Here is a 16,942-nt window from a genome sequence, read left to right on the forward strand (position 1 = left end):
TAGAAACTTTCTAGAATGAGGTCCGATGTGTCGAATAAATTGCCTTCGCGAGTGGGGCGAGAGGATAGGATTATCCCAAGGCGGTTGAACATGCTGTTTGCCATTGTCGTCTTCCTGTTTTCAGTCCTGATTGCTCGTTTAGTGGATATGCAGCTAATCAATAAAGATTTTTATGTCCAAAAATTAGAGACTGCCAGTCAAAAAGTGGTGTCAAGAAGCTCGGTCCGCGGTCAGATTTATGATGCCAAAGGTCTTCCGCTTGTTGAAAATAAGTTAAGCCAGGTGGTGTCCTTTACTCGGTCAAATAAAATCACTGCCAAAGGAATTCGGGATATTGCGGAAAAATTGGTAGCCTGGGTGTCCTTACCTGAGGATATTCGTGTGTCGGAGCGGGACAAGGCAGATTACCTCTTGGCGGATACAGATATCTATGAAAAGGTTGTCGCAGAGCTCCCAAGAGAGAAGCGGTTCGGTATCGATGGAAACCTCCTGAGCGAAGGAACAATTTATGCCAATGCCGTAGAAAGCTTGGACCCCAAAGATTTACAATTGACGGAGGCTGAAGAGAAGGTTGTCTACCTCTTTACCCAAATGAACAAGGCTGGCTTTTTTGAGACCGTCCGCCTAGCAACCCAGCCCCTCAATGCAGAACAGATTGCCTTGATTGCTTCTCATGAGCAGGACATGCCCGGGGTTACAACAGTGACCAATTGGGACCGTCTTGTCAAAGATACCTCGCTTTCCTCGATTATTGGAACGGTGACGACGGAGCAGGTTGGTCTCCCTGCAGAAGATGCTGAAGATTATCTGGCCAAGGGCTATTATCTGAACGACCGTGTGGGAACTGCCTACCTTGAAAAGCAGTACGAAGGCGTCTTACAAGGACAACGAGAGCTCAAGGAAGTCAAGCTCAATCGAAATGGAAATGTCGAGTCTATCGATACAATCCAAGAAGGTCAAAAAGGAAATAATATCCAGTTGACCATTGATTTGGCTTTCCAAGATGGTGTCAATGCCATATTGAAGAAATACTTTGAAAGTGAGTTATCAACCGGAAGCGCACTCTATTCAGATGGTGTATATGCTGTAGCTTTAGAACCGACTACTGGTGCAGTGCTGGCCATGTCGGGTTATAAACATGAAAAGGGGACAAGTAGTATTACCGAGGATGCTCTTGGAACTATCACAAGCGTCTTTACTCCAGGTTCTATTGTCAAGGGTGCAACTATTTCATCTGGTTGGGAAAATGGAGTTATCAGTGGCAATCAAGTGCAGTTAGACGAACCAATCTATTTTGCAGGTTCAGCACCAATTACATCTTGGTATGGGGCCTATGGTAGTAATATTGATGCGACAGAGGCTCTGGAATATTCTTCAAACGCTTACATGGTAAAAATTGCTTTGGGGTTATTAGGTCAAACCTATTCGCCAAATATGTTTTTGAACGATGGAGATGCATTGACAAATGCCATGACAAAACTTCGTTCTACTTTTGCGGAATATGGATTAGGTGCTCCAACAGGAATTGACTTACCGCTTGAATCAACAGGTTTCTTACCAGAAGAATATTCCACCGCAAACTTTATTACGAATGCATTTGGACAGTTTGATAACTATACACCGATGCAGATGGCTCAATATGTAGCGACAATCGCCAATAATGGAACTAGAGTAGCTCCTCACTTGGTGGAGGGGATTTATGGGAACAGTTCAGATGGGGGATTAGGTGATTTGATTGAGAAAAAGACAAGTCAGGAACTCAATAAAGTTGCTATCTCAGCACAGGATTTGGCTATTCTACAACAGGGATTTTATCAGGTAGCAAATGGAAGTGGTAGCTTTAATACCGGGCGTCAAATCAGTAATGGTGCTGCTGTGTCTATCAGTGCCAAAACAGGTACTGCAGAGACATTTACGACGGATAGAAATGGTCAGGTTATAAGTGCTGTAAATACCAATATCGTAGCTTATGCCCCAAGTGCTAATCCTAAAATTGCTGTAGCAGTTGTTCTACCAAATCTGACAGATTTTAATTCCACAGCTAGCATGACTATTGTGACAGAAATTATTAATCTATACCATTCACTTTACCCAATGAATTAAGGAGTTCTATGTTATACCCAACCCCCATTGCTAAGTTAATTGACAGTTATTCAAAATTGCCCGGGATCGGCATCAAGACGGCCACTCGCCTGGCTTTCTATACTATTGGTATGGAGGATGACGTGGTCAATGAATTTGCCAAGAATCTGCTGGCTGCTAAGCGGGACTTGGCCTACTGCACCATTTGTGGCAATCTGACCGACCAGGATCCTTGTGGCATTTGTCAAGATACCAGTCGTGACCAGTCGACCATTTTAATTGTAGAAGACAGTCGAGATGTGACAGCCTTGGAAAATATTCAGGAATACCACGGACTTTATCATGTTTTGCACGGTCTGATTTCTCCTATGAATGGTGTCGGACCAGATGATATCAACTTAAAAACACTGATTACTCGGCTCATGGATAGTGAAGTGAATGAAGTCATCGTTGCGACCAATGCAACGGCCGATGGCGAGGCGACGTCCATGTATATCTCGCGCGTTCTCAAACCAGCGGGTATCAAAGTCACCCGTTTAGCGCGTGGACTAGCAGTCGGCAGTGACATCGAATATGCGGATGAAGTGACCCTACTACGGGCTATTGAGAATAGGACAGAGCTATGATTGACTGAAACTCAAGTTTCTAGTCAATCAACGGTAGCCGCTTTACGGCGGTCTACCTAAAATTTGCACTAGTAGGTTTAAGAAGAAAAATAAATCGTTTTTCTTCTTAAACCGTCGCAGACTGTCATCTGGAAAAATTGTTAAGTTGGTTAACGGAAAGTCTTGTGGAACCTTGAATCATTATCTTCTCAACTTATATATGTTATAATAAGTAGAGAATTATCAAGTTTTAGAAAAGGAATATCTATGTCAAAAGAAATGCTAGTTTTGCTTTACGGTGGTCGTTCAGCTGAGCGTGAAGTGTCTGTTTTGTCTGCTGAGAGTGTAATGCGGGCCATCAATTATGATAAGTTTTTCGTTAAGACCTACTTTATCACACAGGCAGGTGACTTTATCAAAACTCAGGAATTTTCATCAAGGCCGTCAGCGGATGAAAAATTGATGACCAATGACACGATTGTAGCAGAACAAAAAATCCGTCCAAGCGACATTTATGAAGAAAATGCGGTTGTCTTCCCAGTTCTTCACGGCCCTATGGGTGAAGACGGTTCTATTCAAGGATTCCTAGAAGTTCTGAAAATGCCTTATGTGGGGACCAATATCTTGGCGTCAAGCGTTGCCATGGACAAGATTACGACAAAGCGCGTGCTGGAGTCAGCAGGGATTGCCCAGGTAGCCTACACGACCTACTTTGAAGGTGAGGATTTGGAGGAGGCCATCGCTGAAACCCTGACAAAACTGCATTTCCCGGTCTTTATCAAGCCAGCCAACATGGGCTCTTCAGTCGGCATCAGCAAGGCTGAGAACGAGGCTGAACTCCGCTCTGCTATTGCGCTTGCAATCAAATATGACAGCCGTATTCTCATTGAGCAAGGGGTAACTGCTCGTGAGATTGAGGTTGGGCTTTTGGGAAATGCTGACGTGAAAACGACCCTGCCTGGTGAAGTGGTCAAGGACGTTGCTTTTTACGACTACGATGCCAAGTACATTGATAACAAGATTACCATGGACATCCCAGCTAAGATTGACGAAGCTATCATGGATGTCATGCGTGACAATGCCGCCAAGGCCTTCCGTGCCATCGGTGGTTGCGGACTGTCCCGTTGTGATTTCTTCTTGACAGAAGAAGGCGACATTTTCCTCAATGAGCTCAATACCATGCCAGGATTTACCCAGTGGTCCATGTATCCCCTGCTTTGGGACAATATGGGCTTGGTTTATCCAGACTTGATTGAAGAGCTGGTTAGCCTAGCCAAGGAAATGTTTGACAAACGAGAAAGCCATTTGATTTAATGCAGTGAGAAAGGTTGGAATGCTCCAATCTTTTTTCTTGCAATGGCTTTCAGAATGGTCTACAATGATATGTATATGTTTGGAGGAAAGTTATGTATCAAACGAAAGTCAAGGGGGATGCTCTTTTTCAAGCGACGTCGGCTGGATACGGAAATCCTATTACAAGCTTTGGGGTGACTGAGAAAGGCGAGACACCTGTCAGTCTGGTCAATATTGCCCTGGCGGCCTGCGTGACCATGTGTGTACAAGGCTATTATGCCAGCCAAGAAAATAATAAAACCATGCCTGTCCAGGTGGAAAGTCAGTTAGAAAATGACCGTTTTGACTTGACTATCGCCATTGCTGAGGCGGTCTCAAGTGAAAAGCAGGCGGCTATCCTATCCTACGTGGACAAGAAGTGCAATGTCAAGGTTCTTTTGAGAGAGGACTTGACCATCAACACAAGCTTTGTGGTCTTAGAAAGTGTGGAATAAAAGTGTTTTTAGCGATTGAAGAAATGCGGCAAAACAAGCTGCGCTACGGCCTGATTTTAGGGCTCTTAATCTTGATTTCTTATCTGGTCTTTTTCCTGACAGGCTTGGCCTATGGTCTCATGCAGGAAAACCGTACTGCGGTGGACAAGTGGCAGGCAGATTCTGTCTTGGTATCCTCGGAAGCCAATCGTCTGATAACAGCCTCAAAAATTGATGCTCAGTTGATTGACCAAGTGGAGGCAGACCAGAAGGCTCTCATCCGCCAACAGGCTGGTGTCGCCTATGTTAAGGAAGATGCCAGTTCGGATGACAAAGAAAAAGTCAATATCTTTGCGGTTGAGGCTGATAGTTTCTTAGAGCCCAATATTGTCCAAGGCCGTCTCTATGAAAAAGCTGGAGAGATTGTTGTCGAGCAAAATCTAGCTCAGGTTGAGGGATTTGGTCTAGGAGATGAGATTTATCTATCTGGTACGGATGAAAAAGTGACCATTGTTGGCTATACGGACAAGGCTTACTTCGGTGTAGCTCCGGTGGTCTATATGGACTTGGAAGCCTTTGGTGATCTCATGCAGGGTGACGATCAGCAGGTCTCTAGTAAGCTGGCCAGTGCGATCATTGTTCGAGGTTCAGCAGATAAGTTTCCAGCAGATTTGGAAAATGTTGCCACCGCTGATTTTATTGAGAATTTGCCAGGCTATAAGGCGCAAAATATGACCTTCGGCTTTATGATTGGCTTTTTGATTGTGATTTCAGCCATTGTCATTGGTATTTTCATCTTTGTGTTGACAACCCAAAAGTCTCCGATTTTCGGGCTTATGAAAATCCAAGGTCTGTCAAATGCCTATATTTCAAGATCTGTGTTAGCTCAAACCTTCCTGCTGGCAGGTTTTGGGACAGTCATTGGTCTGGCTGGAACCTACTTGTCTTCCTTAGGTTTGCCAAGCGCTGTGCCATTTGAAAACAATTGGACCTTCTATCTGACTATTGGGGCTGCTCTGATTGTCTTTGCTTTACTGGGGGCAAGTTTCTCTATTCGCTCGATCTTCAAGGTCGACCCGTTGAAAAATCTATCCTAGGAGGTTGATATGAAAACATTGATTTTTGAAAATATAAGTAAAACCTTCCAGGACGGAAGTCAGACTATCACTGCCCTCAAGCCGACCAATTTCTCTATTGAGGAGGGGAAATTTGTGGCTATTATCGGGCCGTCTGGTTCGGGAAAATCTACCTTTCTAACCCTGGCAGGTGGTCTACAAACACCGACAGCTGGCCGTGTTCTCATTAACCAAGAAGATTATTCTGATTTGCCAGAGAAAAAACGGGCCAAGCTCCGCTACCGTGACATCGGTTTTGTCCTCCAGGCCTCCAATCTCATTCCTTTTTTAACAGTCGAAAAACAATTAACCTTGGTCGATAAGGTCAATAAGAAAGCTGAACCGAGCAAGCGAAACGAACTCCTATCTGAATTGGGTGTGGACCATCTCAAAAACAAGTTTCCCAAGGATTTGTCTGGCGGTGAGCGCCAGCGGGTTGCCATCGCACGGGCTCTCTATAATGATCCAGCCCTGATTTTGGCAGATGAACCGACAGCCAGCCTAGATAGTGATCGGGCCTTTGAAGTGGTGAATCTTTTGGCCAAAGAGAGCAAGGAGCGGAAAAAGTCTATCATCATGGTGACCCATGACCAGCGTATGATTGAAAAATGCGATAATGTCTACGAGATGAAGGACGGCGTTCTTACCCAGGTTCGCTAAATAAAAGCAAAAGTGATATAATGGAAAGAGCCCATCGGCTCTTTTTATAGTCTTTTAGTTTGCTTTTAGTACTAGGCAACGAGTCGTAGGCTGTACTAGAGTACGGCAAGATAACCTCAAACAATGACCTTGTTTGAGGTTGGAAATAAGGAAAAAAAGTTTCCTCATTCGTCGAAGTAATAAAAGATAAACTAAATGACGATACATGGAGAAATCAAATGAAATTAACTTTACACGAAGTCGCTCAAGTTGTGGGCGCAAAAAATGATGTAACGAACTACCCCGACACACCGCTCCGCCAGGTCGAATTTGACAGCCGCAAGATTGAAGCGGGCGACCTCTTTGTTCCGCTCAAGGGTGCGCGTGACGGTCACGACTTTATTCCTGTGGCTTTTGAAAATGGCTGCGCGGCTACCCTGTCTGAGGTCATTCTTGATGTCCCCCATATCCTAGTGGACGACTGTCTGGCTGCGCTACAAAAATTAGCTGCCTACTATTTAGAAAAAACAGGTGTTGACCTCATTGCGGTCACTGGTTCAAATGGAAAAACCACGACCAAAGACATGATCCACGACATCCTTGCCACCACCTATAAAACCTATAAGACCCAAGGCAACTACAACAACGAAATTGGTCTGCCTTACACAGTTCTTCACATGCCCGATGATACGGAAAAATTGGTCTTGGAAATGGGTCAAGACCACTTGGGTGACATTCATCTCCTATCTGAAATTGCCAAGCCAAGCCTGTCTGTCATTACCCTTTTTGGTGAAGCCCATTTGGAATTTTTCGGCTCACGAGAAGAGATTGCTAAAGGAAAATTGCAGATTGCAGATGGAATGGAGCCAGGAAGTAAACTCTTGATCCCTGCAGATCCGATTGCGGATAAGCTCTTGCCGAGCCATGTAGACCTCGTTTGCTTCGGCGAGCAGGCTGATTTGCAGGTGACCAGTCTAGTCGAGTCAAAGGATAGCTTGACCTTCACCGTCAATTTTATGGACGGTGACATTTTCCTACCAGTAACGGGCAAGTATAACGCAACCAACGCTATGGTAGCGAGCTATGTGGGCAAGACCTTGGGTGTGCCTGATGAGGCAATCAAGTCAGCCCTTGCCAGTCTGAACTTGACCCGCAATCGTACCGAATGGAAGAAGGCAACAAACGGAGCAGACATTCTCAGCGATGTCTATAATGCCAATCCAACGGCCATGCGATTAATTTTGGAAACCTTCTCTAGCATTCCAGCAAATGAAGGCGGCAAGAAAATCGCAGTTTTAGCAGATATGAAAGAACTGGGTAGCCAGTCCGTTGATCTCCACAATCAGATGATTTTGAGCCTGTCGCCTGATGTGCTAGACACCGTCATTTTCTACGGTCAGGATATTGAAGGTCTGGCCCAGTTGGCTAGTCAGATGTTCCCGATTGGAAAAGTCTATTTCTTTAGGAAAAATGCAGAGCAGGATCAGTTTGATGACTTGGTTAAACAGGTTCAGTCAGTTTTAGGTCCAAACGACCAAATCCTTCTCAAGGGCTCTAATTCTATGAATTTGGCCAAGCTGGTTGAGGAATTAGAAAAGTAAAGAAAGACTTATTTATTCAATTAGCTCTTGTTACTTCTGTCGATATTTGATATACTAATTAAAATACTTGTCAAGGAGGCTCCAGTGTTTGAAGTGTTTTTTACCAGTCATCGCAGTCAAGCTCCCCAGCTGGATATTTTGACCTATCTGTCGCTCTTGCTCATCTATGTTGGCCTGCTTTACTTAGCAGTTGTTTATCATCGTTCGCCTAAGATCAGACGATTCTTTTGGGGCTTGCAATGCCTTCAGGTCATTGCCCTTTATTCCTGGTACATGGCCGTAGACTGGACCTTGTCCGAGAGTCTCCCCCTCTATCATTGTCGATTGTCTATGCTCTTTATGCTTTTTGCCAAGCCTGGTCCGCTCAAGCGGTATTTTGCCTGCCTGGGACTCTTTGGCTCTCTTGTGGCCTTTGTCTATCCAGTTTTTGACCCCTTTGCTTTCCCTCACGTCACCATTTTGAGCTTTATTATCGGCCATTACGCTTTGGCGGTTAACAGCCTTATCTATCTGCTGTCTGAGCAGAAGGAGGATGATTTGGACAGGACCTTTGTGATTCGGGTGACACTGTTGACCCATAGTTTGATGTTGCTAGCCAATCTCTTTTTGAAGGGCAATTATGGATTTTTATCAAAAACGCCCTTGATTAACAGTGAAAATGTTGCCTTCAACTTCTTATTGGAGACCGGGCTCTTTGTATTTGCTGTTCTGCTAGTTAATAGTTTGGTTCAGAATCTTCTAAAAAAAACGGATTGGAACTGGGTTAGACATTGATTTTCAGATAGTTTGAAAATTCCCTTGAATTTCGGTATAATGAGAGAGTTGCAGTAGTGGCTCTCTTTTTTTGTACTCTTTTGATTTGGTGGGCAAAAGAAGAAGTCAGCTCTGCTATGGACCAAAGAAAAAAGGAATAACAATCATGTCACTACAAGAAGAAATCAAGAAACGCCGCACCTTTGCGATCATCTCTCACCCGGACGCGGGTAAGACTACCATTACTGAGCAGTTGCTCTATTTTGGGGGCGAAATTCGTGAAGCAGGTACGGTCAAGGGGAAAAAGACTGGTAACTTTGCCAAGTCTGACTGGATGGATATCGAGAAACAGCGTGGTATCTCTGTTACATCGTCTGTTATGCAGTTTGACTATGCGGGCAAGCGTGTTAACATTTTGGATACGCCAGGACACGAGGACTTCTCTGAGGATACCTATCGGACCTTGATGGCGGTGGATGCGGCTGTCATGGTGGTGGACTCTGCCAAAGGTATCGAGGCCCAAACCAAAAAACTCTTTGAGGTTGTTAAGCACCGCAATATTCCTGTTTTTACTTTTATCAACAAGTTGGACCGTGATGGTCGTGAGCCGCTTGATTTGTTGCAGGAGTTGGAAGAAGTCTTGGGCATTGCTAGCTACCCGATGAACTGGCCAATCGGTATGGGGAAATCCTTTGAGGGACTTTATGACCTCCATAACAAACGCTTGGAACTCTACCGTAGTGATGAGCGTTTTGCAAGCTTGGATGAAGGCGACAAGCTTTTTGGCTCTAACCCCTTTTATGCTCAAGTTCTGGATGATATTGAACTTTTGGCGGAAGCTGGGAATGAATTTTCAGAGCAGGCGATTTTGGACGGCGATTTGACACCTGTTTTCTTCGGTTCAGCCCTGACCAACTTTGGTGTGCAGACCTTCCTTGACACCTTCTTGGAATTTGCTCCAGAGCCACATGGACACAAGACGACAACTGGTGATGTCATTGATCCACTCAACAAAGACTTTTCAGGCTTTGTTTTCAAAATCCAAGCCAACATGGACCCTCGTCACCGCGACCGTATCGCCTTTGTCCGTGTGGTTTCGGGCGAATTTGAACGCGGCATGGCGGTCAACCTGCCTCGTACAGGTAAGGGAGCCAAGTTGTCCAACGTGACCCAGTTCATGGCAGAATCCCGTGAGAATGTGGAAAATGCAGTAGCGGGTGACATTATCGGGGTTTACGATACAGGGACCTATCAGGTAGGGGATACCTTGACCGTAGGCAAGAACAAGTTTGAGTTCGAACCGCTACCAACCTTTACCCCTGAAATTTTTATGAAAGTTTCTGCTAAAAACGTCATGAAACAAAAATCCTTCCACAAGGGAATCGAGCAACTGGTACAGGAAGGGGCTATCCAGCTCTACAAGAACTACCAGACTGGCGAGTATATGCTGGGTGCCGTTGGGCAGCTCCAGTTTGAAGTTTTCAAACACCGCATGGAAGGCGAGTACAATGCCGAGGTAGTCATGACCCCAATGGGTAAAAAGACTGTCCGCTGGATCAAGCCAGAAGACCTGGATGAACGCATGTCCTCAAGCCGCAACATCCTAGCCAAAGACCGCTTTGACCAACCCGTCTTCCTCTTTGAAAATGACTTCGCCCTCCGCTGGTTCGCGGACAAGTATCCGGATGTGGAGTTGGAAGAGAAGATGTAGCAAATATCTGGGAGATATTTGCTATCGGGAGATGGGAACTGACGGAAGTCAGTTTACAGCTGTTCAGCTTTGAAAATCAAGTTAAAACTTCGTTAAGTCGCTTCGATGAACTTCAGTTCAATCTTCAGCTAATCCAATCAATCCTATAAGAAGTCAGGCAAGTCCTGGCTTTTTTTAATTTTGTTATCATTGCAACAAAAGTATTATTATAATATACTATAGTTATATAAATGGAAATGGATTGGAGGTCTGAACTTTGATTTACTACCTTAGAAAATGCAAGTTGGCAGTAGTTGCTTATATTGCTGTGTCGGTGGTCTATGCTCTGATTTTAGCGGCAACGGGTTTTATTTATGCGCGTGTTTCGGAAGCGGCCTTATCTGGTGACCAAAAGGCATTTGTGACTAGTTCGGTGATTGCAGTGGTATTCTTTTTATGTGACGGTTATTTTGATTACCTGCCGCGCTATCTCAAGTTTAAGGCAATCAATCAGATTATGGAAGAGACGCGCAATCAATTAATGATGGTCTATGCGAGTGAGGACTTAGGAGAGGCAGCAAAAGACAGTCAGGCAGATAAGGTCCATGTCTTGGTTCATCATCTGAACATCTTAGAAACTACCTATCTAACGCCGCTTCTATCCATGGTGACAAGCATATTAGTCTTTAGTTTTTCCTTGATAGGGGCTCTTTATCTTCAAGGAACCATGGCTATGATTATGTTGGCGCTCTGCTTTATTCCATTTTTGGCTCCGATGATTAATAAGGGGATTTTAGCTCGTGCGACAAAGGACAGTCAAGAGGAGAAGAATGCTTATCTCGCCTTGTTTAGTGAGTTTGTAGAAGCTCTCTCTTTTATCCGCATCAGCACCATCACGCCAGTTTTTAAAGACAAGCTGGCGGCATCCAATCAGGAATACACCAGGCGTGCTAACCGTTTTGCCAAAAAACAATCCCAGACCTATGCGGTTTCCTACAGTTTGAGCAGCATAGTCTATTCAGGTTCATGGATTATTGGAGGGATATTTGTTTTCCAAGGTCTGCTGAACATTTCAGATTTGATTGCTATGACAACCCTGATGGGGACGGTGGCTGGGCCTATCCAAACCATGTCAGGCTTGCTGACGGATTATCTGTCTAGTCGGACGGTTGTGGAGGAGTTGACAGGTCTCTTAAATAGGAAGGAAGAAGGTCAAGCTGCCAAGCCAGTTTTGAAGGAATCCATTACGAGCCTTGGTCTGGAAGGGATTGACTGTCGCTATCAGGACCATCTGATTGTGGAGAATTTTTCTTATCTTTTTCAAGCCAATAAAAAATATGCTATCTTGGGCAAGAGTGGGAGTGGGAAGACGACCTTGCTCCGCCTCTTGCTGGGGATTCAGAAACCAGAGGCTGGAAGAGTCCTGGTCAACCAGAGGAATCTGGCAGAACTGGACCAGCTTGCCCTCTTTCGGAAAGTCTATTACCTACCGCAGAAAACCAATCTATTTACAGCTAGCATCGGGGATAATTTGACCTTGTTTGCGCCTTTAGATGAGAATAAAGCAATGGGTTGCTTGCGGCAAGTTGGTTTAGAGGACTGGTTCTATCGGCAGGGAGATGGATTTGCTACTCTCTTGACCTCTTCTCAGCAATTATCAGGTGGGGAAGAGAGACGGTTTGATTTGGCGCGTGCCCTTTACCGTGATGCAGAGGTCTTTTTATTTGATGAACCTACAACAGGCTTAGATTCTCAAAGCGAACAATTGATTGCAGATAGTCTCGAGAAAATAAAGGACAAACTGGTGATTGTTGTGACACACTCTCAGGAGGAAATTTTTTTAGCCCTCTTTGATGAGCAGGTCCATCTATCAGTTTGACAGCAGCAAAAACTCTTCTGGGGTTTTTGCTTTTTTTAGGCTCTTTGTCAACTGTAGTGGGTAGGTGAAAAGCTAACACCTAGAGAGGACGAAATTCGTTCTCTCTTTTTGTATATTCAAAGAAATATATATCTTGTTTTTAAAGTTCGTAAAGTTCCTAAATCCGAATACTTGCCTCTTGATGTCTTTGATGAGTTTATTGGTCGCTTCCAGTTTAGCGTTGGAATATGGAAGCACCATGGTGTTCGTGATGTACGTTTTATACTTTAGAAATGTCTTAAAAACAGTCCTAAAGGTTGGATTGACAAGATTCAGATTGTCCTCTAGAAGATCGAAGAAATGTTTCAAGTTCTTCTCTTGGAAATGGAAGAGAAGGACCTGGTAGAGTTCGTAATAGAATTTCAGTTCCACAGAGAAATTCAATGTCTTCTGGACAACCTCTTTCGGTGTTACTGTTTGCCCAAAAGTTCGGGAATAGAAGCTATTCAGAGACAGTTTACGGCTATCTTTTTGGAGAATACGCCAGTGATTTTTCATGGATCGATAAGGTAGGGAACGCGTATCGAAAGTCTTCATAATATCAATTCTAGTCGTCATCATAGCACGGCTCAGGTGTTGGATAATGTGAAATCTATCAAGGACAATTTTAGCTTTTGGGAGTGAAACAGTCTGGGAATAGACTGTTTCAGCCTGAGCCTAGAGATAGGAAAGCGAAGGGGCTAGCCAATTTGTAGTAGACGCTAAACATAGCATGGTCACGACCTTGACAGTTTCTCTGACCGCCCTAGGATACTTGTAGAAATAGTTCTTGATGGTGGTTTGGCGGTTGTTGTCAAGAATGGTCACAATCGATCTCGTCTCAAAATCCTGAGCAATAAAGGCGAGTTTTCCCTTGTTCCGACTAAATTCATCCCAGCTTAAGACTTTTGGTAATTTCATAAAATCATTCTCAAATTGAAATTGAGCCAGTTTCCTCTGGATGACTGACACGGAGATATGTAGTCTCCTAGCGATGGCTATATTGGTCATATTTTCTGTATGAAGTTGTGTGACTTTCTCCCAAATAGGTTGGGAAATCTGATAGTTTTTCTTGATCAGAGGTGTCTCAGATACGGTCACTTTTTGGCAAGATTTGCATTGAAACCGGCGTTTTTTAAGCAGGAGGAAGGTTGGAAACCCCTGACAATCTAAAATAGGGATTTTTGACGACTTTTGAAAATCGTACTTGATACACTCCCCTTGGCAATGAGGATAGCTAGGGCTGTCATAATCCAGCCTTGCCCGAATTTCCAGATGGGTCTGATGTTTTAAAACGAAGAGAATTTTGATGTTTTTGTCTTTGATTCCAATTAGTTCTGTGGTATGATGAAGTAGTTCCATATGAGTCTTTCTAATGTGAGTGTGGTTGCTTTTCATTATAGGTCATATGGGATTTTTTGTATACACTCAAAAAGGCTACATAATCTCTACAGTGGATTTACCCACTACAGAAATTATAGAGCCTTTATTAAGCATTCGAGTATTCGAGTGCTTTTCTTGTACCCAAAATAGAAAGGAGTAGGGTTATGAACAAGCATAGCACAAAGAAATAATAGCAGAAGTTGAGTAAATGTTCTATTCTTTGCCTGTTTTAGAGCATATCGGAGCTATTCGCCAAAGCTGGTACTTTAGGCTTGAAGACAGTAGCTTTCTTGCCAAAACTATAATGAATTGATATAATGAAGAGTATTACCCTTAAAGGATGAATGATGAATTTAGAAGATTTGAAAAAACGACAGGAGAAGATTCGTAACTTCTCTATCATTGCCCATATTGACCATGGGAAATCAACGCTGGCTGACCGTATTTTGGAAAAAACAGAGACAGTTTCTAGCCGTGAAATGCAGGCCCAGCTCCTAGACAGCATGGATTTGGAGCGTGAGCGTGGCATTACCATCAAGCTCAATGCTGTCCAGCTCAATTACAAGGCCAAGGATGGTGAGACCTATACCTTCCACCTGATTGACACACCGGGGCACGTTGACTTTACCTATGAAGTTTCTCGGTCTTTGGCAGCCTGTGAAGGTGCGATTTTGGTGGTCGATGCTGCTCAAGGTATTGAGGCTCAGACCTTGGCCAACGTTTATCTGGCCCTGGACAATGATTTGGAAATCCTGCCCATTATCAACAAGATTGACTTGCCAGCGGCTGACCCAGAACGTGTCCGTCATGAAATCGAAGATGTAATCGGACTGGACGCCTCAGAGGCTGTCTTGACGTCCGCAAAAGCGGGTATTGGCATCGAGGAAATCCTTGAGCAAATCGTTGAAAAAGTGCCTGCACCAACTGGTGATGTCGAGGCGCCCCTTCAAGCATTGATTTTCGACTCTGTTTACGACCCATACCGCGGTGTTATTTTGCAGGTCCGCATTGTCAATGGTGTGGTCAAGCCCGGCGACACCATTCAAATGATGTCCAATGGCAAGACCTTTGACGTGACAGAAGTGGGAATTTTCACACCCAAAGCCATGGGGCGTGACTACCTGGCAACGGGTGACGTAGGTTATATTGCGGCCTCCATCAAGACGGTTGCGGATACCCGTGTCGGTGATACGGTGACCTTAGCTGACAATCCTGCCTCTGAACCCTTGGCTGGCTACAAACAGATGAACCCAATGGTCTTTGCTGGTATCTATCCGATTGATTCCAACAAGTACAATGACTTGCGTGAGGCCTTGGAAAAACTCCAGCTCAATGATGCGAGTCTGCAATTTGAGCCTGAAACTTCGCAGGCCCTTGGATTTGGTTTCCGCTGTGGTTTCTTGGGACTGCTGCACATGGATGTTATCCAAGAACGGATTGAGCGGGAATTCAACATTGACCTGATCATGACAGCGCCGTCGGTGGTTTACCATGTCAATATGACAGACGGTGAGTCGATCGATGTGGCCAACCCATCTGAGTTTCCAGACCCAACCAAGATCGCCACTATCGAAGAGCCTTACGTCAAGGCACAAATCATGGTACCGCAGGAATATGTCGGTGCAGTCATGGAATTGGCCCAACGCAAACGCGGTGACTTTGTGACTATGGATTACATCGATGATAATCGTGTCAATGTCATTTACCAAATCCCGCTGGCTGAAATTGTCTTTGATTTCTTTGACAAGCTTAAGTCCTCAACCCGCGGCTATGCGAGCTTTGACTACGAGATTTCTGAATACCGCTCATCTAAACTGGTGAAAATGGATATTCTCCTCAATGGCGACAAGGTCGATGCCCTCAGCTTTATCGTCCACAAGGAATTTGCCTACGAACGTGGGAAAATCATCGTGGACAAGCTCAAGAAAATCATTCCACGTCAACAATTTGAGGTGCCAATCCAAGCCGCTATCGGTCAAAAAATCGTGGCCCGTAGCGACATTAAGGCCCTCCGCAAAAACGTTTTGGCCAAGTGTTACGGTGGTGACGTTTCCCGTAAACGCAAACTCCTAGAAAAACAAAAGGCCGGTAAGAAACGCATGAAAGCCATCGGTTCTGTCGAAGTACCACAAGAGGCCTTCCTCAGCGTCCTCAGCATGGATGAAGATGATAAAAAATAAGTCAGGAAGGGCTGGGCAGATGCCTAGCCCCTTTCCTATAGGTTGAGCAATGAAAACAATTTTCGATTACCAAAGTCAAGGCCAAGCAGGACAAATTGACTCCTATGTCCTGCTCAGCAACTCGCCCCGCAGAAAAGAGCTTTTGCAATTTTTAGCGCCAGAAATCCAGTCGGTAGAAGTTGATGAACGCAGGATTGAAGAACAGTTTATGGCTGAATTCGCTGCGGATGATTTTCTGACCCGGGCCGCCAAGACCTGTTGTGAAATTTCCAAGGCCAAGTCTGACCTGCCTCTGGAGCCGGGTAAGCTCTACATTTCAGCGGACACCATTGTGGTGGCGGACGACCGAATTTTTAATAAACCGCTTGATTTGGCGGAGGCTGAGGCCATGTTGCGCTCTTATTTCGGCAAGACCCATCAGGTTGTGACCTCGGTCTGCCTACGCACTGCGGATTCATTGGATGTCTTTTACACTGTGGCAGAGATTGACTTTGTCGACTATTACCCGGCGCTTGAGGAGCCTATCCAGACCTACATCCATGACAAGCAGCCCCTGGACAAGGCTGGTGCCTACGGTATTCAGGAGCTGGACCCACGCTTTGTGGCCGGGATTTCAGGTGACATTCATACCATCATTGGCCTACCCGTCGCTGAGGTTTCCCGTAGGATTTTTTCTACAAAGGCTTTGGAAAATAGCAGAGCACTTTAGACCATTGAGAAAAGGAAGTTTATGAGCTTAGATATTGAGAAGTACCGGCAGCTGGCCCTGCAAAAACAGGGAGAGCACCGCAAATTTTTGGCTAGCTTGAAGAAAAAGCCACCGAAAAATTTAGATATAATTGTCAAGGAATTGCACGACGAAGTCTTCCAAGAAATTGACTGCACCCAATGTGCCAATTGTTGCAAGGATTTAGGACCAGACTTGACGGAGGCGGATATTACCCGCATGGCCAAGCTCTTTCGGATGAAATTGTCGACCTTTGAGTCCACCTATCTACGGGTGGATGAGGATGGCGACAAGGTCTTCCAGTCCATGCCCTGTCCATTTCTGGGCCCTGACAATCTCTGTGACGTCTATGACGCCCGTCCCAAGGCCTGCGCAGCCTTTCCCCATACCGACCGAAAGCGTTTCTATCAGATTAACCATCTGACCTTGAAAAACACGCTCATTTGCCCAGCAGCCTATCTTTTTGTGGAGCGGTTGAAGGAGAGAGTGTAAGAAAGAATTCAT

The 16,942-nt window shown here is 44.9% G+C and carries 13 protein-coding genes and 1 pseudogene; 13 read left to right on the forward strand and 1 reads right to left on the reverse strand.

Translation table 11 applies throughout. The features are described 5' to 3' along the window. The first annotated feature begins 15 nt into the window (after positions 1-15). The 10 genes from pbp2b to ACHBIE_RS06440 all read left to right on the forward strand — a co-directional run bounded on the left by pbp2b (position 16) and on the right by ACHBIE_RS06440 (position 12,130). Positions 16-2,103: a penicillin-binding protein PBP2B gene (gene pbp2b / locus ACHBIE_RS06395; RefSeq protein WP_394732977.1), complete on the forward strand. Its 2,088-nt coding sequence runs from the start codon at positions 16-18 to the stop codon at positions 2,101-2,103. A gap of 8 nt (positions 2,104-2,111) precedes the next feature. Then, a complete protein-coding gene (gene recR, locus ACHBIE_RS06400) occupies positions 2,112-2,708 on the forward strand; it encodes a recombination mediator RecR (protein ID WP_394732979.1) in 597 nt (198 codons plus the stop codon). Between the two features lie 246 nt (positions 2,709-2,954). Then, positions 2,955-4,001, forward strand: a complete 1,047-nt coding sequence (locus ACHBIE_RS06405; RefSeq protein ID WP_394732980.1) for a D-alanine--D-alanine ligase — start codon at positions 2,955-2,957, stop codon at positions 3,999-4,001. Between the two features lie 92 nt (positions 4,002-4,093). After that, complete coding sequence (locus ACHBIE_RS06410) at positions 4,094-4,474, forward strand: OsmC family protein (RefSeq protein ID WP_394732982.1); 381 nt, start codon at positions 4,094-4,096, stop codon at positions 4,472-4,474. 2 nt (positions 4,475-4,476) lie between these two features. After that, entirely contained in the window at positions 4,477-5,550 is a 1,074-nt protein-coding gene (locus ACHBIE_RS06415; protein ID WP_394732984.1) for an ABC transporter permease, read from the forward strand. A gap of 9 nt (positions 5,551-5,559) precedes the next feature. Next, positions 5,560-6,228 carry an ABC transporter ATP-binding protein gene (locus tag ACHBIE_RS06420; RefSeq protein ID WP_394732985.1) on the forward strand — a complete coding sequence of 223 codons (669 nt, stop codon included), beginning with the start codon at positions 5,560-5,562 and terminating at the stop codon, positions 6,226-6,228. Positions 6,229-6,446: 218 nt separating this feature from the next. After that, positions 6,447-7,808 carry a UDP-N-acetylmuramoyl-tripeptide--D-alanyl-D-alanine ligase gene (gene murF / locus ACHBIE_RS06425; protein WP_394732986.1) on the forward strand — a complete coding sequence of 454 codons (1,362 nt, stop codon included), beginning with the start codon at positions 6,447-6,449 and terminating at the stop codon, positions 7,806-7,808. 84 nt (positions 7,809-7,892) lie between these two features. Further along, positions 7,893-8,582: a TIGR02206 family membrane protein gene (locus ACHBIE_RS06430; RefSeq protein WP_238140724.1), complete on the forward strand. Its 690-nt coding sequence runs from the start codon at positions 7,893-7,895 to the stop codon at positions 8,580-8,582. A gap of 145 nt (positions 8,583-8,727) precedes the next feature. Beyond that, positions 8,728-10,272, forward strand: coding sequence for a peptide chain release factor 3 (locus tag ACHBIE_RS06435; protein WP_105107860.1), 1,545 nt, complete (start codon positions 8,728-8,730; stop codon positions 10,270-10,272). A gap of 256 nt (positions 10,273-10,528) precedes the next feature. Next, the gene (locus ACHBIE_RS06440; RefSeq protein ID WP_394732987.1) at positions 10,529-12,130 is read left to right on the forward strand and encodes an ATP-binding cassette domain-containing protein; all 1,602 of its coding nucleotides are present in this window, start codon (positions 10,529-10,531) and stop codon (positions 12,128-12,130) included. A 72-nt stretch (positions 12,131-12,202) separates the two neighbouring features. On the opposite strand, the pseudogene ACHBIE_RS06445 reads toward ACHBIE_RS06440, so the two are convergent. Beyond that, positions 12,203-13,510 (reverse strand): annotated as a pseudogene (locus ACHBIE_RS06445) (transposase). A gap of 368 nt (positions 13,511-13,878) precedes the next feature. Here ACHBIE_RS06445 and lepA point away from each other — a divergent pair. From lepA to ACHBIE_RS06460, 3 genes are read left to right on the forward strand one after another with little or no spacing between them, the layout of a single operon-like run. After that, positions 13,879-15,711: a translation elongation factor 4 gene (gene lepA, locus ACHBIE_RS06450; protein ID WP_105110806.1), complete on the forward strand. Its 1,833-nt coding sequence runs from the start codon at positions 13,879-13,881 to the stop codon at positions 15,709-15,711. 49 nt (positions 15,712-15,760) lie between these two features. Then, complete coding sequence (locus ACHBIE_RS06455) at positions 15,761-16,420, forward strand: Maf family protein (protein ID WP_394732988.1); 660 nt, start codon at positions 15,761-15,763, stop codon at positions 16,418-16,420. A 21-nt stretch (positions 16,421-16,441) separates the two neighbouring features. Next, the gene (locus ACHBIE_RS06460; RefSeq protein ID WP_172023371.1) at positions 16,442-16,930 is read left to right on the forward strand and encodes a YkgJ family cysteine cluster protein; all 489 of its coding nucleotides are present in this window, start codon (positions 16,442-16,444) and stop codon (positions 16,928-16,930) included. Positions 16,931-16,942 lie beyond the last annotated feature (12 nt).

Origin of the sequence: Streptococcus sp. A23 (assembly GCF_043674155.1) — a bacterium.
GTDB lineage: Bacteria > Bacillota > Bacilli > Lactobacillales > Streptococcaceae > Streptococcus > Streptococcus suis_V.